We start from the raw sequence: 20,294 nt of genomic DNA on the forward strand, positions 1-20,294 counted from the left end.
GCGGCATCGAGGCGTACCCGCAGCGGAGGCGGGCGGGGTCGAACGGGTGGCGGGTCGTCACCGCGGCAGCCGCTCGCCTACATTTGCCCGCATGATCTTCGGGGTCGCGGCGCTGGTGCCCGCCACGTTCTTCGTCATCGGTGTGATCCGCGACCGGCGGCGGCTCGGCAATGCGGTGTGGCTCGGCGCGACGCTCGTGTTCCTCCTGCTCTGGCTGCTCTTCCGGGCCTCGATGAGCGACGGGTGGCTCGCGGTGGCGGTCGGGTACGGGTTCGTGGCCGTGCTGCTCGGGTTGGGGTTGGTGCTGCCGATCGCGCTGATCGCGAACGGCGTGCTGATGTTGCGCCGGGAAGGCTTCCGCCTGGCGAACCTGCTCTCGCTCCTGGCCGGGCTCGCGGTCTTCGGCGTCGTCGCCGCCTTCGGGTTCGCCACCGCGTACACCGGCCCGCTGGTCGACGCCCTGATCGGGGCACTGCTGATCGTCGCGGCCTACGTCGCGTTCCTGTTCGTCAGCCTGCTGCTGTACTCGATCGTCTACGGCAGCGTCGGCCGCCGGTCCGGGTTCGACGCGGTCATCGTGCTCGGCGCGGGCCTGATCGGCGACCGGGTGCCGCCGTTGCTGGCCGGCAGGTTGGACCGCGGCCTGCACCTGTACCGCCGCGAGGTCGACGCCGGCCGTGCGCCCCTGATGGTCGTCTCGGGCGGGCAGGGCCCGGACGAGGTGGTCTCCGAGGCGGCGGCCATGCGCGACTACCTGCTCCGCCGCGAGGTCCCCGACGAGCTGATCGTGCTGGAGGACCGGTCCACCACCACCGAGCAGAACCTGAAGTACAGCGCGAACGTGCTCGCCGAACGCGGCTGGACCGGCCGCGCGGTGGCGGTGACCAACAACTTCCACGTGTTCCGCGCCGCCGTCCTGGCGCGCCGGCTGAAGCTGCGCATGCAGATCATCGGCGCGCCCACGGCGTGGTACTTCCTGCCCAGCGCGTTCCTGCGCGAGTTCGCCGCGCTGCTCACGCACAACCCGGTCGCGCACACCGTCACGTGCGGCCTGCTGGTGGCCCTGCACGTGGTGTTCACCCTCGCCTGAATCACACCGTCACGGTGAGCGAGGCGGTGTAACCGGCGTTCACGTCGCCGGTGACGTCGGCCATCTGCTCGTCGTGCCCGTCGCTGAACACCATGTCGTCCGACAGGGACGTCCGCGCCATGTTGCGCACGCTCTGCACGTACCCGGTGGTGCCGTAGACGGTCTTGCAGATCTGCTCGGGCAGCGCCAGCTGGGACGTGGTGATCTCGGTGCCCGCCTTGGTCGCCTCGGCCAGGCTCGGGTAGACCTCGAAGTGGATGTGCGGCCACCGCCCCGAGTAGGCGCCGGGGAAGATGCTGGTGAACGCGAGCTTGCCGGACGAGTCGGCCTCCTGCACGCCGCGCAGGTAGTTCTCGTTCGTCACACCCGACGAGTACAGCGAGTACTTGCCGTCGATGTCGCAGTGCCACAGGTACACCGCCGCGCCCGCGTACGGCGCGCACCCCGACCCGTTGTCCAGGATGGTCAGCTCGATGCGCAGCGGCACGCCCTCGGCGGTGCGGGAGCCGGTGCCGAAGCTGGTGCGGATGTCGCTGCGCACGATGCCGGACTGGGTGAGCACGTTCGGGCCGTTGGAACCGTCACCGGGGTACGGCCCGGCGGTCTCCTGCGGGATCACGTCACCGCACTCGGCCGCCGCGGCGGTGCTCGTGGTGCTGCCGGTGGTGGAAGTGGTGGTGGACGTCGACTGACCGCCTCCGGTGGCGCACGCCGTCAGCGAGGCGAGCCCCACGCCACCGAAGAGCGTGAGGGCCCGCCTCCGGGTCAGCGTGGCGAGGTCGAAGGCGAGTCCGCGGTCGTGGATGGGCGTCATGTGGACAACCTTGACGCCTGTTCCTGTGTGTTGCCTGTGGAGTTCCTGTTCAATCCTTAGCAGAGGTGGTCGGCGAACCAGGAGACGATCAGGTCCACGGTCTCGGCCAGGCCGGCCCGGTTCCAGCCGTGCCCGACGCCGGGGTGCATCACCAGCCGTGCCGGTTTGCCCAGCTCACGCAGCCTCCGGTACATCAGCTCGGACGCCTCCGGGTTCACGTTGGCATCGTTCTCGCCGTGCATGATGAGCACCGGGGCGCGAAGCCGGTGGGCGTTTTCGAGCGGGCTGCGTTCCGTGAGCACCGCCACGTCGGCCGGGTCGTCCGGGTTGCCGATCCAGTCGTTCGCCCGCTTGCGCCACGTCGGCGGGAACGACCGGATGTCGTTGAGCAGGTCCGACGGCCCGCACTCGCTCACACCGGCCCGCCACAGGTGCGGCAGCCCGGTCAGGCACGCCAGCGCGGCGAACCCGCCGTACGACGCTCCGTGCACGCCGAGCCGCGTTCCGTCGGCCCAAGGCACGGTGTCGAGCAGTCCCGCCGCGGCCTCCAGGTCCAGCAGGTCACCGCCGCCCCAGTCGCGGTAGATCAGCCGCTGGTAACGCATCCCGTAGCCGGAGGAGCCGCGGATGTTCGGCGCCAGCACGCCGATCCCGCGCGCCAACAAGGACTGCACCAGCGGGTCGAACGCCGGGCGCGCCTGCCACTCCGGTCCACCGTGGACGGTCACGACGACCGGCACGGGCGTCTCCGCGCTCGCCGGCGGCGGCCGGTAGAGCAGGCACGGCACGGTGAGCCCGTCGGCGCTGATCGCGTGCACGACCGTCGGCGGTACGATCCCGACGGGCAGCCCGGCGCCGCAGTCGGTGAGCTGCCGGGCTCTCTGCGGTGCCCGTTCCCCTCGGGCAGGCAGGTCCACCAGGAACAGGTCGGTGGCCGCGTCCGGCCGGCCGAGCTGCACCAGGAGTTCACCGGACGTCGTGAACCGCAGGGCGTGTCCGTCCAAACCGAACTCGGCGACCGCGACACCGCGCGGCAGTCCGGTCACGTCGGTGGGGGAGCCCCCCACCTCCGCCCACCTCAGCCGCGTGTACCCGTCTTCGTTGAGCCCCCACGCCAGCCGCGTGCCGTCCGGTGACAGCGCCGCACCCTCCACATCGGACTCCGGCGTGTCGATCCAGGTCAGCTCACCGGTCAGGGACAGCACGGCCGGTCCCAGGAAGTCACGCCCCTGGGTCGTGCACAGGTACACGCCGGACGAGTCGGGCAGCCACGCGACCGGCTGGTACTTCGCCGGGCCGTCGTGCGGGGTGAGCAGCCGGACGGTCCCGTCGGCGAGGTCGCACACGAACAGGTCCTGCTCGGTGTTCTGGTGCAGCCGCAGCACCAGCAGCAGGCGTGAGTCGGGGGAGAAGCCCATCGGCAGGTAGCGGTCGTCGCCGTGCAGCACGATCCGCTCCTCGCCGGTGCGCAGGTCGCGCACCAGCACGTCGAACACCTCGCGGTCACGGGCGTTGCAGGCGTACGCGAGCAGCGTCCCGTCCGGGCTGTACGGTCGGCCGGTGCTGCCGTACGGCACGCCGATCTCGCACCGCACGCCGTCCTCGGCCACCAGCCATTCCACCGTGCCTGCCCGCGCTGGATCGGACACCGTGGGGTCGACCTCGGCGAGCCGGTGGTTCTCGCCGCCGTCGGGATCGGTGAGCACGAGCAGCCGCGCGCCGTCCGGCCGCCACACGCACCGGCCGACCGACCCGGCCACCTCCACGTGCCGCGCGGGTCCGCCGGCCAACGGCAGCACCCACGGCTGCGGACGCCCGGAGACGTCGCTCAGGTACACCACGCTCTTGCCGTCGGGGCTGGGTTCCGCGCCGGTGAGCCATTCGAAGTCGGTCCAGCTCATCGTCCTGCCTCCGCGATCGCGTAGTGCACGGTGGCCGCCGCGATGATCCCGCGGCGGAACCAGTCCGGTTCGAGGTTTTCGTCGGGGGCATGGTTGGCCTCGTCCACGTTGGCCGGCGGCACGCCGTAGCACGCACGTTCACCCGTCCCGCGTCCGTGCCCATTCCCCGACTTGCCTCGCCAACCGGTCCACCGCGCCCCCAAGTGATTTCATCTTATGCAATCGATGTCAGTGAATCAAACCACTGTCCGGCGCGGCAAGAGCGCGTGGGTTAGCCTCTGCGGCGTGCCGGCCCTGCCCGATCACCCCGCCCGCGACGCCACGGTCGAGGAGTTGAAGGCGCTCGCGCACCCGTTGCGCTGGCGCATCCTGCGGTTGTGCCTGGACCGGGCGTTGACCAACAAGGAGCTGTCCGAACGGCTGGACGTCGCGCCCGCGACCGTGCTGCGGCACGTGCGGGCGCTGGTGAAGACCGATTTCCTGGCCGCCGAACCCGTGCGCACCGGGACGCGCGGCGCGCTGGAACGCCCGTACCGGGCAACCGGCCGGACGTGGCGGCTCGGTTTGGTCGACGTCGAGGGCGAGGGCCTGGCCCGACGGGTCGAGCTGGCACTGCTGGCCGCGCACCGCGCCGAGGTCCTGGAGGCCGGCCCGGACGCCAACCGCGAGACCGCCAGGGGAGTGCTGCGCCTGGGCGCGGCGTCACAGGCTGAGCTGAAGGCCCGGATGGCCGCGCTGATCACCGAGTTCGTCGAACGCGACGAACCCGACGGCGAAGCCCTCAGCTACCTGTGGTCCCTAGTGGCCCGCGGGTGAGCGCGGCCGACGGGCCGCGGTGGAGACGGGCGTGCCGGTCGTGCTGGTGGCCGACGCCGTCGAGTTCGACGACCTGCCCACCGCGGTGGAGTGCGGGGCGGGACCGGTCGACCTCGCCGACATCGGCCCGATCGTGGACATGTTCACCGGCACCAGGGTCGACATGACCTTCGAAAGGGCCCTGGCCGTCGCGCGCGAGCAGCGGCCCGACCTGTTCGTCTCCGAGCACACCGACTTCGTCGGCCCGCTGGTCGCGGCTGCTCTGGGCGTGCCGTGGGTGTCGTTCGGCATCACGACGGCGCTGAACCCCTTGTTGGACAAGGGTTTCCGTGACGGGTTCCACCGTCGGCTGCGACGAACCGGGCGGACCCGCGTTCGCACCGCGGTTCCCGGGGCGTGAGCACCTGCCCACCGTCCTGCTCACGCTCGGGACCGTCGTCGACGACGAGGGTCTGTTGGCGACCATGCTGGAGCAGGTCCTCCGGCGGGACGTGAACGTGGTGGTCACGGTCGGACCGGCGACCGGCGGGTCTGGTCGGCCACTTGGAGGGGGATGGGGTCGTGGTGGTGTCGGAGGAGGAACGCGACCGGTCGCACGCGGTCGCCTACGCGGTTCGCTGCGGTCTGATCTGACCGGGGCTCAGTCGCCGACGGGCAGTGCGATGCCGTTCAGCTCGTGGTGCCACAAGAGATCGCTCATGCGGTCCACCGCCGACACCAGGTGTCGGCGGTAGGTGCTGAACGGGATGCCGAGGCTGCGTGCCACGGCCTCCTGGGTGGGGGAGCCGTTGAAGTAGGTGGCGGTCACGGCGCGGTGGCGTTTGTGCCCGCCCCTGTCCTTCAGGAGCAGGTCGGCGGCGCCCGCCAGCACGTCGGCCAGGTTCCGGCCGCTCCCCACCACCAACCGGCTGCGGGTGAGCGGGTTGCCCGCCGGCCCCCTGCGGCGACTGCAGGGCGCGCAGCGCGTCACGGACGGCCACGTCGAACTCCGGGCGGGACATCGCGACCACGCCGTCCTGGCCCGCGGCGGGTCCGAGGCCTGCCGGGGAGCCCGACAGCATCACGTTGGACTTCTCCCGCAACCAAGGCACCACGGGTTGCGCCCGCCAGTCGTGGCCGAAGAGCGCGTGCCGGTGACCACCGACGACCGGCCGGTCCTCGATCGGCACCATGTTGATGTCACCCAGGTGGGCGTCCCAGAAACCGTCGTCGCGCATGACGACGTACGACCACGTGAGCCGGTCGGCCACGATCATCTCCCCGGTGGCACGCCACTGGGTGAGGGTCATGGACGCCGACGGCCGCTGGTGGGCCGGCGGGTAGACGGAGAAGCGGGCCAGCGCGAGGTGCTCGCCGGGCTTCGGGGCCCCGGTAGCGCGCGCGTGTTCCCAGGCCGCCGCCACGACCGGGTCGACCTCCACCCCCTCCGGGTCGAACAGCCGCAACCACGTCGAGAAAGCCACGATGCCGCCCGTTTCCGTGGACCGGTAGACCCGGAACGCCTCGGGTTGGCGGTCGAGCCAGAACTCGGCGATGAACGCGGATTCGGCCCCCTCGGCCTCGTCGACCAGGTCCAGCACGCGCTGCCGGTGGGCCGGCGCGTACGGCTGGTCCTCCACCAGCCCCGCCTCGCGCCAGTTGTTGAACTCCGAGATCCGGCGGTCGGTGCGGTAGAGGTAGATCAGCGCGCCGGTCGCCGGCACGAGCAGGTTCCCGGGCGCCGAGCGGAGCTGGTCCAGCAGGTGCTCGAGCATGTTCCGGTGCATCTCGGCGAAGCCGTCCGGATCACGCCACTTCAGGTCGGCTTCGAGGACCTCTCGCACGGCGTCGTGCGGGAACACCCCGGACGGGGCGGACTCCACGAACGGCTGGGCGCGCAGCCAGGCGAACAGCTCCGGCGCGTCGTCCCCCATGAGGGCGCGCAGCATCGATTCCGAGGTGATGTGGGCGTGGGCGCAGATCTCCAGGGCCCGGCGGTGCCGGGGGCTCGGGGTGTCCCCGACGAGTTTGGGCACGAGCGTGCCGATGACGTGGTGGCCGGGCGTCCAACCGGAGGTGTCACCTCGAAGGGCGACGGCGGCGGCCAGCGCGAGTGCGAGGGGGTTGCCGCCGGTGAACGAGAGCACCGTGTCCCGCGCGTCCGGTGCGACTCCGCGCGCGTCCACCAGTGGCCCAGTCCGTCGAGGCGGCGGGTACGGGCGCCGAGGCGGGCGGCCACGTGGTCGGAGGCCGCCTGGTCGTCGTACGGGTCGAGCGACGGCTGGAGCACCAGTCCGGGTGCGGTGGTGGGCGTGGACCGTGCGGCCGCCCAGTGGGTGTGCGGGTTGGGTGTCGCCGAGCGGTACAGGTCCAGGACGCACTGCGCCATGGTGGCGTCGAACTCGGCGCCCATCCACCCGGCGTCCGCGGCGGGGACGCCGGCCGCGGTGAGCTGTCCCGCGGGGGTGTGCCCGACCAGGTCGACCGGCCCTCGGAGCCCGTGCAGTTCGTGCAGTTCGCGCACCAGCCACTCGACGTAGTCGTCCATCGTCGCGCCGAACCCGTCGGGGCGAGGCACGCCGAACCCCGGTAGTCCCAGCGCGATCGACCCGGGCGGGAGGCCTGCGCGCAGCCGGTCCCACAGCCGGCCGGTCTCGGGCACTCCGTGGACGAACACAGCGGTCATGGCATTCCTCCGGCTACGAGGATCGATGGGCTCAGTCGCGGGTGAGGGCGGACAACAACTCGGCGCGGGTGGGGCCGGGATCGGGGTAGCGGGGTGCGCCGGCGCCCAGTTCGAGGATCTTCTCCAGCGGCCCCGGCTTGGCCAGGGCCTCCTCCGTCGTGGTGAGCATGCAGGCCACGTCGGCGAGAGCACGCAGGACGTCCGGGGCGTGCCGGCGCGCGGTGTCGAGGGCGATCTGGAGGTTCCAGGCGGGGTCGTCGGTCGTGTAGACCTCGCCACGCATCTCGGCGTCGATCTCGGCGAAGCGGTGCCCGTCCCACGCGGCGAAGCTCGTCCACACGGGAGAGAGGTTGTGCTCGGTGGCGGCGTGGAACCGCACGGCGAACTCGACGGGGTCCTCGACGCCGACCATGCGCAGCGTGTTGCGCAGCAGCGCGGCGTGCCGGAAGCCCATCGTCATGCCCGTGCCGAACTGCGGGTTGATCGTTGCCCACGCGTCGCCGAGCGCGACGATGCCGGTGGCCACGGGCCGGCCGTCCACCACGAAGCTGCGGTACCGGCTCTCCGTCCCGCCCATCGCGGTCACGTTCGTGATCGGCTCGCCGTCGCCCCAGTGCGCGGCAGCCGGGTACAGCGCCAGCGCGCGCTGCCACGCGTCGTTGTGCCCCAGGCCCCGCAGTTCCTGGTCACGACCGGAGGTCGCCAACGTCACCGACCACGTGCCGGAGTCACCCGGAGCGGTGAGCACGGTGAGGCTGTCGTGGTGCTGGTTCGGCCACGGCAGCCGGCGCGGCAGCACACCGTCGGCCGAGCGGAAGAACCTCGTGTAGTAACGGAACCCGACCTCCGCGCGCTGCTCGTGGGGCTCGGCGCCGATCGCGGCGAGCATCGCGGTCACCTGCGAGTTGCGGCCGGACGCGTCGACCACGAGGTCCGCCGCCAGCTCACCGTCCCCCGTGCGCACACCGGTCACGTGGGGCTGCCCGGCGGTCCCCGCCTCGGTCAGCAAACCGATCACCCGCACACCGCGCCGCAGCGTGACACCGGCGGTCTGCTCGGCCTCGGCCAGCACAGCCGCCTCCAGCAGGGGCCGCCGCACGGCCACCGTCCCGAACCGGTCGTCCTCCGGCTCCCGGCCGCCGACCTGCCCGACACCCCACGCGCCACCGATCATGTTGTGCCGGCGTCCACCCAGCCCGATCAGCCGGTCCACGATCGCGGGAACCTCGGCGGCCAGCATGTGCAGACCACCGGGCAGCAGGCAGTGCGTGTGGTGGAACTGGTTGACGCCCGGTCGTTTCCAGCCGCTCCACACCACACCCGCGTCCCCGTCGGGCGGCGAGGCGTCGCGGTCGAGCACGGTGACCCGATGTCCTTCCGCGGCCAACAACATCGCCGCCATCAAGCCCGTCGGTCCGGCCCCTAGTACCACTGCGCGCACCGTGATCTCCTTCTCTTGCGGTAGGAGACCCATGGTCGGCCGAAGAACTGCTCAGTTCCCAGATCGATTACCTGACCGGCACTGCTCACCGCTGATCGGCATCCGAGGTGCATGGAAACGGCTGCCCCTGACGGACCGGCGCCGTGTTGAACCTCAGGCCCCGCGCCGTCCCGACGCCGTGCCGGACACGGCGAGAACGGAGACCAGGACGAGCGCGCAGGCCGGGCCGAGCACGGTCCACGGCGCCAGTTCCAGGTACGGCTGGTTCTCCGAGAGCAGGCGGCCCCACTCCGGCGTGGGCGGCTGCTCGCCCAGGCCGAGGAACCCGAGGGATGCCAGCACGAGGACCGTGGTGGGCAGGCGCAGGACGGCGTTGCGCAGCACGGCGGGCAGCACCGCGGGCAGCAGGTGGTGGCGCAGCAGGTGCGCCGAGTCGGCTCCACACGAGATCGACGCCAGTATGTGACCGGTCGCCCGTTCCTGTTCGAGCAGCGCCGCGGCCTGGGCGGCGTAAGGGGTCCAGCCGACCAGGCACACCGCGCACGCGGCGCCCCACACCGACGGCCCGGTCACCGCGGTCGTCAGCAGTCCGACCAGGACGGCCGGCAGCGTCGACATGACTTCCGTCAGGCCCGCGCTCACCTGTCCCGCCATGCCGAGCAGCAGCCCGGTGACGATGCTGACCGCCGTCACCGCCAGGGCCAGGCCCGCCGTGCGCAGCGCTCCGTGCCCCAGCCGGGCCAGCAGATCACGGCCGAGGGCGTCCGTGCCCAACGGGTGCGCGGCCGAGGGCGGCAGCAGGCGGGCCGCCGTGTCCACGTGCAGGGGATCGCGCAGCAGCCCGGCCACGACCAGCGTGACCAGGGCGAGCGCGCAGAACACGGCCACCCGGCGGGTGGAGCGCCGGCGCGGGAGGGCCGGCGGGTGCGGTGCGGACAGGGCGCCGTCACGCAGGGCGGGGCCGAGGAGAGCGCGGCGCAGGGCCTGGATGAGCAGACCGGCGACGACACCGAGCAGGACGAGGGCCAGTGTCGCGGTCTGCAGCGGTGGGAAGTCCTGGGCGATGGCGGCGTCCAGGGCGAGCCGGCCGAGCCCCGGGATGTTGAAGATCTTCTCCACCGCGACCGCGCCGCCGACCAGGGCGACGACGGTCGGCAGGAGCTGCGGGAGCAGCCCGGCCAGCACGCCCCGCAGCGCGTGCAGGCCGATGTGGCCGGGCGAGAGCCCGCAGGCGTGCCAGGTCCTCACCCACGGCTCGTGGAAGGTGGCGGGCAGGGACTGGTCGAGCAGGCCGCCGATCACCGCCCCGGACGGCACGCCGAGGGCGAGTGCGGGCAGCACCATCGACCCCGGTCCCGCCCAGCCGCTGGACGGGAACCAGCCCAGCCACACCCCGAACACGGTGGCGAGCAGCGAGGCGAGCAGGAACTTCGGCAGCGCGGCGAGGAAGGCGGCCCCGGTGCCCGCCCGCCGCTGTCCCAGCGCCCGCCGCGATCCGAGGTACAGGGTGCGTGCGCTGATCAGCGCGGCCACGGCGATCGTGACGACGAGCGCGCCGAGCATCATCGTGACGGAGACCGCGAACGCACTCGTCACCTCGGGCAGGACCGGTTCGCCCGACACCCACGAGGTGCCCGCGTCGCCGCGCGGCAGTCCGCCGAGCCAGCGCGCGAGGTGCGTGAACGGCCCCTCGTCCAAGCCCAGTTGCTCACGCACGGCGGCCAGCTGCGCGGGGGTGGGGTCCTGGTCGGCGGACCGCGCCCGCAGCACCGTCAGCGCGGGATCCGTCCCGGACAGCCAGGGCAGCAGGGCGACGGCCGTCAGCAGAGTGGTCCCGGCGACGACGCGGCCGGCGCCCGCGCGCCACCGGACCGTGCGGGCGTCGGCCGAATCGTCGGACGTGACGCTGCTCATCCGCCGTTACTTCAGGTGGGTGTCGACATTGACCAGAGAGCGCTCGCGCGGGTCGAGGAGCACACCTTCGACATCGGTGCTGATGCCCTGCACGACCTTCTCGTGGACCAGCGGGACGATGGCGCCGGTGCGCAGGATCTCCGCCTCGGCCCGCATGATCTTCTGCTGCCGCTGCGCGGTGTCGCCTTCCTCGGCGGCGGACGTGATGGCCTGGTCGACCCCGGAGTCCTTCACACCGGCGATGTTGTAGACGCCGCTGCTCGTGAAGTCGCTCGCGAGGTACGCGACCGCGTCGCCGGTGTCGAGGAGCGTCACCCGGGAGAAGACGAGCGCGTCGTACCTGCCCGCGAGCAGGTCGGCTTCCATCTGCGTGTACTCGCGCACGTCCTGCTGCACGGTGAACCCGGCCTTCTCCAGCTGCTGCTGCAGCACGGTCGCGGCCTCGGGCAGTTCGGCGCGGTTGGTGTAGGTGGCCAGGCGCAGCGTCGTGCCCTGGGTCTTCGACTTGACCTGGTCGGTGGTCGCGGCCGTCGCGCGGCCGGTCACCTCGACCCGCTTGTCGGCCGCCCAGGGGACGGCGGGCCCGAACAGGCCCTGCGCGGGGTCGGCGTACCCGCCGAAGACCGAGTCGACGAGGGCGGAACCGTCCACCGCCTCGCGTGCGGCCGCGCGCAGCGACTCGTCGGCGAAGATGCCGCCGGCGGTGTTGAGGACCAGGCTGTCGGTCCGCACGGAGGGCACCTCATGACGGGTGTCCTGGTCCAGCAGCTCCGCCTGGGCGGTGGGGATCCACTCGGCGATGTGGACTTCGCCTGCGCGCAGGGCGTTGGCACGGGCGGTGCCGTCGGCGATCCAGGTCACGTCGATGCCGGATGCCTTGGCCTTGCCGCCCCAGTAGTCGTCGAAGCGGTCCAGGGCCGCCTTGGTCTTCCCGGTGAGGTCGGTGATCTTGAAGGGGCCGGTTCCGGTGCCGACCGGACTCACGGTGCCGTCCTGCGCGTACGCCTTCGCGGCGAGGATGCCCAGCGCGGGGCTGGCGAGCCGCAGCGGGAGCACCGGGTCGGCGGTCTTCGTGCTGATCGTGACGGTGTCGGCGTCCTCCGCCTTCGCGGTCAGCGTCACGTCGCTGAGCACGCGGGGCTTGGTCTTGGCCGCGTTGGCGTGGTCGAGCGCGTTGACGACGGACTCGGCGGTGACCTCGGTGCCGTCGTGGAACTTGGCCTTGCGCAGCTCGAAGACCCAGGTGGTGACGTCCTTCCGGGTCCAGGACTCCGCCAGCGCGGGCGCCGCGGCTCCGTCCTGGTCCAGCGCCGTGAGTCCTTCGGCCACGGAGAGCTTGCTCAGCACGGTGGCGTCATTGCTGTACGGGGACAGGGCCTGTGCCGGCGGCACCGCGAGGGCGATCCCCAGACGACCGGACGACGCGGCGTTCGCATCCGTGTTCGAGTCGCCCTCGCCCGGCACGAAACAGCCGGCCAAAAACGGGGTGAGAGCGAGCGCGGCGGCGAGGCCACGGCAGGTGGGGCGCATAGTGGGTCCTGTCGTGCAAGCGGGTCGGTCACGCCCCGGCTCGCTGGATGCGGCGAGGGGCGACGCCACCCTATAAAGCAAGCCTTACCAAACTTGCTCAAGGTGAGTGACATCTCAACCAAGCCCTCTGCGCCTCCAGGGGCTACTCGAGGTCCGGGGGACTGATGGCCGTGGGGCCGGTGCTGTGTCGCGCCGGCCCCACTGTCCCCGGCCCGCCTCGCACTGGTTGCCGGCGCTGTTACACGCCGGTGGGTGCGCGGGTGTTGAGCAGCGCGGCCTGTTCGCCGCGGATGTCTTGCGTCAGAACGCGTCCTTGTGCTCCGTCACCCACTGCTGGAAGGTCTGCAGCCGCGGGTTCAACTCGCGCACGGCATTCAGGTCGCGGGCGGCGTTGAACTGAGGCACCTCCGCGTAGAACTGGAACATGTTGCCCATCTCGACCGCGCTCGGGAACGGTTGCGCCCGCAGCACGTCGAAGGGCACGGGCACGTACTGCACCTCTTCACCGATGACCGCGCCGAGCTGCTCGGCGATCTGCGCGCCGGTCAGGTGCTCACCGGCGATGCTGACGGTCCGGCCGACGAGGTCGGTGCCGCGGGTGAAGATGCCGTAGGCGGTCCTGCCGATGTCCTCGGTCGCGATGCCGGCGAGCTCGCTGTCGCCCATCGCCAGGGCCAGCACGAGCCGGCCGTCCTCGCCCCGCTGCGGCGCCAACGGGCCGAGGAGGTTCTCCCAGTAGAACGTGGTCCGCAGGAAGGTGGTCGGCACCCCCGCGTCGGTGAAGAACCCGTCGGCCTCGGCCTTGGCGTCGAAGTGCGGCACCTTGTAGCTGCCCAGCAACGTCGGCATCCGCTCGTCGTCGAGCGGGATGTGCTCGCGGGTGTCCTCCAGCGTCGACCAGACCACATGGGTCAGGCCGGTGGTCTTCGCGGCCCGCGCCATGGTCGCGGCGTCCTGCTTCTCACGCTCGGGCGACATGTGCTCCCAGAAGCTGGTCAGCAGGAACGCCCCGTACGCCCCGTCGAACGCCTTCGTCAGGCTCGTCTCGTCGCTGACGTCGGCCTCGACCACCTCGGCACCCTGCGCGGCCAACTGCCGCGCCGCGTCCGAGTCCGGGTTGCGGGTCAACGCGCGCACCGCGAACTCACCATCGGCGTCGGCCAGGATCGCCCTGGCCAACCCGCCGCCCTGCTGACCGGTCGCACCGACGATCGCGATCACTTTCTTCTCCGCCATGACCCTCGTCCTCCATTCGTATGACACGTCATCTACTTGCTTCCGAACGTACATGACATGTCAAGTGGTTGGTGGACCGGTCTCGATGAACGACGCGACCCAGTGGCTCGGCCCGGCGGAACAGCACGCCTGGCGCACTCCAAGCTGTCCGGCGCCGCCAAGGTGACGCTACGGGCGTGTTCAGGCTCTTGACGGGGCGGCGGTCATACCAATCACCTGCGACGATGCCGGCGAGCGGCCATCGGGAGACACCGTGACGACTCGGTAGATCGGCCCCGGGTGACAGCTTCCGGCCAGACCGGGCAAGCCCGCGGCCGCGAGATCTAACGTTCGTCGCGGCAACATCCGCACCGTGGGCGGGGACATGCAACCACCACTCGGGAATCTCGTGAGCACCCATCCGGTCGCCAACGGCCGGCGATGGATCGCCGGCATCGGGGCATTGCTGATCGCCGCCGCGGTGGGAGTCCTGCTGGCGTGGCTGATCACCAATCCCGGACCGGGTCGGAGCTACGGCGGGGCGCTCGCCCTGGTGATGATCGTGATCGTCGCGGCGCTGCCCGTTGTGGGGACGCAGTTGGGCAAGGCGGTGCGCGGTGGCTTCGCCGAGTCGTTCGAGCTCTACGACAACGGCATCGCGCACATCGCCCACGGCCGGCGGCGCGGTTGGACGTGGGAGCAGGTCGAGGCGGTCGCCGCGGCCGAGAAAGGTGAACGGCTCGGTCTCGGCTGGGACTTCGGCTGCGCGGTCCTCTTCCACGACGGCAAGCGCCTGCAGTTCAACAGCCTCACCCGCGACGCGCGGACGATCGCCGCGGCGCTGGTCCGCCATTGCCCCCAGGCGGTCGGCCGGTCGACCACGAGCGAGTGGGTGGAAGAGCTCCCATTCCGGCTCGCACCGCCGCTGTTGATCGGGTTCGGCGGCGCGCTGTGGTGGGCGGTGAGCTACACCGTGGACCACAACGACGAACTGACCGGCGCCGCGGTCGGCGGCTTCGCCGCACTCATGATCTTCTGCGTGGCGGGCATCGCCGTCTCCGCGATCTTCACCGTCCTGCTGATCATGGACCGCTTCTTCTGACCATCCCCGTGACCGCTTGACGCGCACCCTGCTCGAACACGCCGCCGGGCGGACCGGAGTGGTGTCCGAGACCCGCAAGTCGGAGTCGGTCCGATCCTGCTCCGCCTCGATCACGACTCCGGCCCCGGCGGCTCCGCGCAGTGGCGCCCCGCCGGCCGGTGCGCGGACGCTGACGTCGAGCCCAACCCTATGGCTGGGCCTCCTGATCCGCTGCCGCTTCGCATGACGGCGGTGGGGTGGTGATGACGAAGAGGGTGAAGTCTTCGCGGGCCTTCGCGTCGATGGACATGGGCAGGCGGATGCGCCCGGAATCGACCATGCCTCTCACGGCGGATCGACTCAGGCCGAACCCGGCCGTGAGCAGCTTCTCGACCCGGATGGGCGCCGGGAGCTCGAATCTGACGACGACCTCGAGTGGCACCGGATCCTCGCGCCCGAGTTCGTAGAACGGCATGTCGGTTTCCAGCTCCCACGTGCCGCTCCAGTCGAGCCGGTATGCGGCCTTGCCGGCCAGCGCCGCGTCCATGACCAGATGTCGCACCATGGCGGGATCGTTGTTCTCGAACATCAGCAGCCGCTCGTGCTCGAGCGCCTGCACATGGATGCGCTCGTGGACGGGGATCTTCGACGTGCGGCCGCACAGCTCGCAGCAGATCAGCATCCAGACGTCGAGGAGCTTGCCGTTCGCGTTCACGCGGAACTTGCCGGTGGGGTGGTGACGCGTGGACCTGCACGACACGCATGCTTTGACGATGGCGGGCAGACCGAGCTCTCCGACCACCCACAGCGCTTTCCGGTCGATGCCGGATCCGCCACCTTCAGCGGGCACACGGGTACTGCGAAAATCGTTCATGGCTTCGGCGAACTCCAAGGCTTTGCGGAGGAGGCGTCAGGCAGCGCTTTGCCGCGCCGTGAATTCCTCCCGGATCCAGTGGCGTACGGCCGGCGCCTGAAAGCGGAGCACGCCGGCCGGCGCGACGTCGCACATCACGTCGCGTGAAGGAAACCCGCACTGATCACACGGTGCGGGCTTCGAGCGGCACGTCGGAGAAAGACGGGGAGTGACTCGAACCCGTCTTCATTCCGCACGTGCTCCACCACTGCTTACAGATCCATGATCGCCATGATGTTCAACCAGCGGGCTTCAGGCAACAGATTTTCCAGGAGGCCACGGTCGGTCACCCAGGAGCTGTCTGACTACCTCTCTGCACGCAGCACCGGGCACATCGGCTCACTGATGACGCTGACGGCCGGCGGGAGGCGCTGCCGGTGGACAGCCGGGAGGTGATCGCCACGGCGCTCGACCGGGTCCCGCAGCCCTGCCGACTCTCCGCCCCGGCGGGGGTGATCAGAAGCGGCTGGCGAAACCGCGGAACGTCTTGCCCGCTCACCGAAAACATTTCGGAGGATTGCCGGTCACGGGCCCATTGCCCTAGCGTTCCCGAGGTCCGGCGGAAATGCCGGCACCGGCTGTCGCACTGGGTGGGAGTCGCAATGTTCGCCACGCCCCTTCGGGTTTCCGCGTCGTCGCGTACGCGCAGATCAGCCGTCCTGGCCGCGATTGTCGCGTTAGGACTGTCGGTGATCGCCCCGGCGCCCGCCGCGGCGGCGCAGACGATCGGCTACCCGACCTTTTCCGGCCCGGACGTCCCGCCGCCGCCGGTCGGCTACACCACCGGCGACATGATGCGTGCGATGTACGACCGGGAGAAGCGGGGAACGGACTTCTGGATGGACCGGCTGCTGGCCCGGCGCGGCGCAGACCCGGCGGGCGACTGGCTGATGACCCGCGGCCGTGCGGTGTTCATGAAGTCCCACGACCCGTCCGTGATCGGGTTCGGCGGCGACATCGCTTACTGGGAGAGCATCGACGGCCGCGACGCCTATTCGGTCGAACTGAGTCCGGGCACGTTCACGGAGAAAGTCGACGAACGGCTGCAGACGCCGAGCTACTGGCAGGGCACCTACACCAGCGGCTCCCTGCGGCTGACCGTGCGCAAGTTCATCACCGACAACAACTCCGCGGTCGCCGACCTGACGCTGACCAACGACGGGGACGCGTCGCAGTCGGTGCGGTTGCGGGCGAGTTCGCCCTACACCACGACACCGGACGGCAACGAGCTCACCGGGGTCGTGGACGCCAAGAACAAGCTCACCACGGTCTTCCCCCGGCTGAGTGGGGACGGGTTCACCGCGGAGGGCACGGACCTGGTCCGGTCGGTGTCCGTCGCGGCGGGGCAGAGCGTGCGGACCAAGGTGGTGATGGGGTTCCTCACCGACGAGATCCCGGCGTCGGCGGCGGACTACCGCTCCTACCGCGCCGCCACACCGCAGGACGCCTTCGGCACCCACGTGCGCGCCTACAACCGGTGGTGGGCCGACAACGTGCCCTACATCGACGTGCCGGACCCGGCGATCAAGAAGAGCGTCTACTACCGCTGGTGGCTGATGCGCTTCAACTACCTGGACGCGAACATCCCCGGCAACGACTTCCAGTTCCCCACCTCGGTCGAGGGCGCGCTGGGCTACAACAACGCGATCGCGCTCACCGTGCCGATGTTCATCGACGACCTGAAGTACCTGCGCAACCCGGTGTACTCGTACGGGCCGTGGGTCTCGGTCGGCGAGGTGTCCGGGAACGGCCGCTACACCGACAACCCCGGCGACCCGGAGAACTGGAGCAACAGCTACACCCAGTACATCTCCGAGGCGGCCTGGCGCAGCTACCAGGTCCACGGCGGCCAGCCGGCCATCGCGGGCAACCTGGCCCACTACGCCGAGCAGGACGTCAAGGGACAACTGGACTTCTACGACCGCGACCGCAACAACCTGATCGAGTACGACTGGGGCGCGCTGACCGGCAACGACGCCGACGCGGTCTCGTTCCACTGGAAGCCCGGACGGCTGGACCGCACCGAGTCCGCGTACGTCTACAGCAACGCGCTCGCCGCGGCACAGGCCTACGAGACGGTCGGCGACACCGCGAAGGCGGCCGAGATGCGGACCATCGCCGGCAACGTCCAGAGGGCGGTCGTGGACGTGTTGTGGGACCCGCAGTCGAAAGTCCTGGAACACCGCCACGTCGAGTCGAACACGCTCGTGCCGTGGAAGGAGATCAACAACTTCTACCCGTACTCGGTCGGGCTGATGCCGAACACCGCGGACCACCGCGAGGCGTTGCGGCTGTTCGCCGACGAGACCGAGTACCCGCTCTTCCCGTTCTACACGGCCAACCAGAAGGACAAGGCCGCCGCCGCGGAGCAGGGCAAGCCGGGCACGAACAACTTCTCCCAGATCAACTCCACGGTGCAGTTCCGGCTGTTCTCCTCGGCGCTGCGCAACTACCCGAGCCCGTACATCACCGCGGAGATGTACAAGAAGCTGCTGTACTGGAACGCCTGGTCGCAGTACATCGGCGGCGACACCCGGTGGCCCGACGCCAACGAGTTCTGGGCGGACTGGAACCCGGTGGACCAGAGCATCGACTACCGGTCCTGGATCCACCACACCATCCTGGGCAGCAGCAACTGGACCGTCGTCGAGGACGTGGCGGGCCTGCGGCCGCGCAACGACGACAATGTGGAACTCTCCCCGATCGACATCGGGTGGTCCCACTTCACGGTCAACAACCTCCGGTACCGCGACTCGGACCTGACCATCGTGTGGGACGACCCGGCCGACGGCGTCACCCGCTATCCCGGTGTGCCGCAGGGGTATTCGGTCTACGTCGACGGGAAGCGGGCATTCACCCTCGACCGGCTGACCGCGGTGGTCTGGGACCCGGCCACCGGCGCGATGAGCTTCCCCGGCGAGCGCGCGACCGTGAAGTACAACCGGCCGGCCTGGGGGATGAAGGCGCCCAGCCAGGTGGTGCACCGCGATCCCCGCATGGTCGACCTGTTCGCCAAGGCCGGTGTCAACCTCACCTCCGGCGGCGCCGACCTGGCCTCGGGCGCGACCGCCTCGGCCTCGTACACCGCACCGGGGACGAGCGCGGCGGCGGCCGTGGACGGCTTCACCATCAACAAGCCGTTCTGGGGCAGCAAGGGCTCACCCGACGCGCAGGACTCCTATGAGCTGGATCTGGGGTCCGCCAAGACGTTCGACGACATCCGGGTGCACTTCCGCAGCGACCGGGCCGTCGGCGGTTACGCGGAGCCTGCGATGTACCAGGTCCAATACTTCGAAGACGGCGCCTGGATCACGATCCCGCGGCAGGCGAAAACACCCGCTGCGCCCACGGCCAACCACAACCGGATCCGGTTCCCGGCGGTCACCGCGCAACGGGTGCGGCTGGTGATGACCCATCAGCCCGGGTTCCACACCGGACTGACCGAGGTGAAGGTCTTCCGCACCGGCGGGTGGCAGGCATCGAGGAACACGGCCCCCTCCGTCCTCGCCCGCGTCGACAAGGCGTTCAACCAGCCAGGCCAACTGCGGCTGGTGGGCAGGGTGAAGGACGACGCGCTGCCGTCCGGCACGCTGACCAGCACCTGGACCGCGGTCAGCGGCCCCGGCGAGGTCACCTTCGCCGCTCCCGGCGCCGTCAGCACGCAGGCGTCGTTCGGCAAGCCCGGCGTCTACGTGGTCCGGCTCACCGCGAACGACGGCGCGGCGTCGGCCTCGTCGGACGTGACGGTGACGGTCACCGATCCCGGTGGCGCGTTCAACGTCGCGCCGTCCGCCACCGCGTCAGCCTCGTACACCTCCGGGTGGGAGAACGTCGAGGCGATCAACGACGGGATCGAGCCCACCGGTTCGGCCGACAGCCCCCGGTGGGGCACCTGGCCGGAGACCGGGCAGCAGTGGGCCGAACTCACGTGGGCGACGCCGCAGCGGCTCGACGGGGCCGGGCTCTACTTCTTCGACGACGGCGGCGGAGTGCGGGTGCCGAGCGCTTGGAAGCTCCAGTACTGGGACGGCAGCACCTACGCCGACCTGCCCGGCACGTACCCCGTGGCGGTAGACCAGTTCAACAACACGTCCTTCCCCAGCGTGAGCACGACGCGGCTGCGCGCGGTGCTCACGTCCGGAGTGGCTTCCGTCGGTCTCGTCGAGTTCAAGGCGTTCGCCGAGACACCGTCGTCGGTCCGGGCCGTCCACCAGCCCACGCCCGCCGGGCGCGTGCCCACGCTGCCCGCCACGGTCACCAGGGTCTACGCCGACGGCACCCGGCTCGAAGCGCCGGTGACGTGGCAGCCGATCGAGGCGTCCCAGGTCGCGACCGGCGGCAAGAACTTCACGGTGCGCGGAATCGTCGACGGCACCGGCCTCCCGGCGGTCGCGACGGTCTGGGTGCGCGCCACGGACCAGGTCGCCATCACGTACCTCGATCCGGAGACCGTGGTCACCAGGGTCGGGGTGCCACCCGCGCTGCCGCCCACGGCGACCGCCACCTTCAACGACGGATCACGCGACAACGTGGGCACGACGGTGACCTGGGCCGAGGTCGACCCGGCGAGCTACGCACAGCCCGGCACGTTCACCGTCACCGGGCAGGTGCCCGGCACATCACTGACCGTGCAGGCCACCGTGGAGGTGAAGCCCGGCGGCTGAACCTCCTTCGACCGGCCTCCGGCCTGTTGCACGGCTGCCTCGAACGGCCCGCACATTCCAGGGAACAGTCTGTCCTGGGCGTGCAACGTGGCCGGGCCGTCGTCGCCGATCGATCACGGAGTACAGGTCATCCGTCCTCCCGTCCTCCCGTCGTCCTGTCGTCCCGTCGTCACGCCGGGAGCAAGCGGGACGGCCACGGGCCGGCCCGGCTGGACCGGTATGTGTCGCCCTCGTACCTGTCGACCGCACG

The 20,294-nt window shown here is 70.8% G+C and carries 14 protein-coding genes; 5 read left to right on the top strand and 9 right to left on the bottom strand.

Annotated features, from left to right (window positions below; genetic code table 11):
- Positions 1 to 91 precede the first annotated feature (91 nt).
- Entirely contained in the window at positions 92 to 1,090 is a 999-nt protein-coding gene (locus FM051_RS08340) for a YdcF family protein (RefSeq protein WP_158842316.1), read from the top strand.
- A gap of 1 nt (position 1,091) precedes the next feature.
- Here FM051_RS08340 and FM051_RS08345 read toward each other — a convergent pair whose 3' ends face one another.
- Genes FM051_RS08345 through FM051_RS53065 form a run of 3 tightly spaced genes read right to left on the bottom strand, consistent with a single transcriptional unit; the run spans position 1,092 to position 3,927 of the window.
- On the bottom strand, positions 1,092 to 1,904 hold the full coding sequence (locus FM051_RS08345; protein ID WP_158842317.1) for an intradiol ring-cleavage dioxygenase: 813 nt from the start codon (positions 1,902 to 1,904) through the stop codon (positions 1,092 to 1,094).
- 56 nt (positions 1,905 to 1,960) lie between these two features.
- A complete protein-coding gene (locus FM051_RS08350) occupies positions 1,961 to 3,805 on the bottom strand; it encodes a S9 family peptidase (protein WP_158842318.1) in 1,845 nt (614 codons plus the stop codon).
- Complete coding sequence (locus FM051_RS53065; protein WP_274383519.1) at positions 3,802 to 3,927, bottom strand: hypothetical protein; 126 nt, start codon at positions 3,925 to 3,927, stop codon at positions 3,802 to 3,804. Before FM051_RS53065 ends, FM051_RS08350 begins: the two co-directional genes overlap by 4 nt.
- Positions 3,928 to 4,090: 163 nt before the next feature.
- Between FM051_RS53065 and FM051_RS08360 the strand changes: the two genes are divergently transcribed.
- Together FM051_RS08360 and FM051_RS08365 are read left to right on the top strand one after the other, a co-directional pair.
- Positions 4,091 to 4,621 carry an ArsR/SmtB family transcription factor gene (locus tag FM051_RS08360; protein ID WP_238412227.1) on the top strand — a complete coding sequence of 177 codons (531 nt, stop codon included), beginning with the start codon at positions 4,091 to 4,093 and terminating at the stop codon, positions 4,619 to 4,621.
- Positions 4,622 to 4,652: 31 nt separating this feature from the next.
- Positions 4,653 to 5,021 (top strand): glycosyltransferase family protein, encoded by a 369-nt coding sequence (locus tag FM051_RS08365; RefSeq protein ID WP_158842320.1) that lies wholly within the window; start codon positions 4,653 to 4,655, stop codon positions 5,019 to 5,021.
- Between the two features lie 205 nt (positions 5,022 to 5,226).
- Here FM051_RS08365 and FM051_RS08370 read toward each other — a convergent pair whose 3' ends face one another.
- The 5 genes from FM051_RS08370 to FM051_RS08390 form a co-directional block, all read right to left on the bottom strand.
- Positions 5,227 to 6,786, bottom strand: a complete 1,560-nt coding sequence (locus FM051_RS08370; RefSeq protein WP_158842321.1) for a hypothetical protein — start codon at positions 6,784 to 6,786, stop codon at positions 5,227 to 5,229.
- A 531-nt stretch (positions 6,787 to 7,317) separates the two neighbouring features.
- A complete protein-coding gene (locus FM051_RS08375; RefSeq protein ID WP_158842322.1) occupies positions 7,318 to 8,727 on the bottom strand; it encodes an NAD(P)/FAD-dependent oxidoreductase in 1,410 nt (469 codons plus the stop codon).
- Between the two features lie 153 nt (positions 8,728 to 8,880).
- Positions 8,881 to 10,641 (bottom strand): ABC transporter permease subunit, encoded by a 1,761-nt coding sequence (locus FM051_RS08380; protein WP_158842323.1) that lies wholly within the window; start codon positions 10,639 to 10,641, stop codon positions 8,881 to 8,883.
- 6 nt (positions 10,642 to 10,647) lie between these two features.
- Complete coding sequence (locus FM051_RS08385; protein WP_158842324.1) at positions 10,648 to 12,171, bottom strand: ABC transporter substrate-binding protein; 1,524 nt, start codon at positions 12,169 to 12,171, stop codon at positions 10,648 to 10,650.
- 300 nt (positions 12,172 to 12,471) lie between these two features.
- Positions 12,472 to 13,407: an NmrA/HSCARG family protein gene (locus FM051_RS08390; RefSeq protein ID WP_158842325.1), complete on the bottom strand. Its 936-nt coding sequence runs from the start codon at positions 13,405 to 13,407 to the stop codon at positions 12,472 to 12,474.
- Positions 13,408 to 13,795: 388 nt separating this feature from the next.
- Between FM051_RS08390 and FM051_RS08395 the strand changes: the two genes are divergently transcribed.
- On the top strand, positions 13,796 to 14,488 hold the full coding sequence (locus FM051_RS08395; protein ID WP_158842326.1) for a hypothetical protein: 693 nt from the start codon (positions 13,796 to 13,798) through the stop codon (positions 14,486 to 14,488).
- Positions 14,489 to 14,675: 187 nt separating this feature from the next.
- Here FM051_RS08395 and FM051_RS08400 read toward each other — a convergent pair whose 3' ends face one another.
- Positions 14,676 to 15,359: a DUF1062 domain-containing protein gene (locus FM051_RS08400; protein ID WP_238412228.1), complete on the bottom strand. Its 684-nt coding sequence runs from the start codon at positions 15,357 to 15,359 to the stop codon at positions 14,676 to 14,678.
- Between the two features lie 710 nt (positions 15,360 to 16,069).
- On the opposite strand from FM051_RS08400, the gene FM051_RS08405 reads away from it, so the two are divergent.
- Positions 16,070 to 20,044, top strand: a complete 3,975-nt coding sequence (locus FM051_RS08405; RefSeq protein WP_238412229.1) for an Ig-like domain-containing protein — start codon at positions 16,070 to 16,072, stop codon at positions 20,042 to 20,044.
- Positions 20,045 to 20,294 lie beyond the last annotated feature (250 nt).

Source organism: Saccharothrix deserti (genome assembly GCF_009769385.1).
Lineage (GTDB): Bacteria > Actinomycetota > Actinomycetes > Mycobacteriales > Pseudonocardiaceae > Actinosynnema > Actinosynnema deserti.

Bases quoted from the DNA above. Each gene is read 5' to 3' on its own strand.
- FM051_RS08340 (WP_158842316.1), top strand. From the start codon at position 92: ATGATCTTCGGGGTCGCGGCGCTGGTGCCCGCCACGTTCTTCGTCATC.
- FM051_RS08345 (WP_158842317.1), bottom strand. From the start codon at position 1,904: ATGACGCCCATCCACGACCGCGGACTCGCCTTCGACCTCGCCACGCTG.
- FM051_RS08350 (WP_158842318.1), bottom strand. From the start codon at position 3,805: ATGAGCTGGACCGACTTCGAATGGCTCACCGGCGCGGAACCCAGCCCC.
- FM051_RS08380 (WP_158842323.1), bottom strand. From the start codon at position 10,641: ATGAGCAGCGTCACGTCCGACGATTCGGCCGACGCCCGCACGGTCCGG.
- FM051_RS08385 (WP_158842324.1), bottom strand. From the start codon at position 12,171: ATGCGCCCCACCTGCCGTGGCCTCGCCGCCGCGCTCGCTCTCACCCCG.
- FM051_RS08390 (WP_158842325.1), bottom strand. From the start codon at position 13,407: ATGGCGGAGAAGAAAGTGATCGCGATCGTCGGTGCGACCGGTCAGCAG.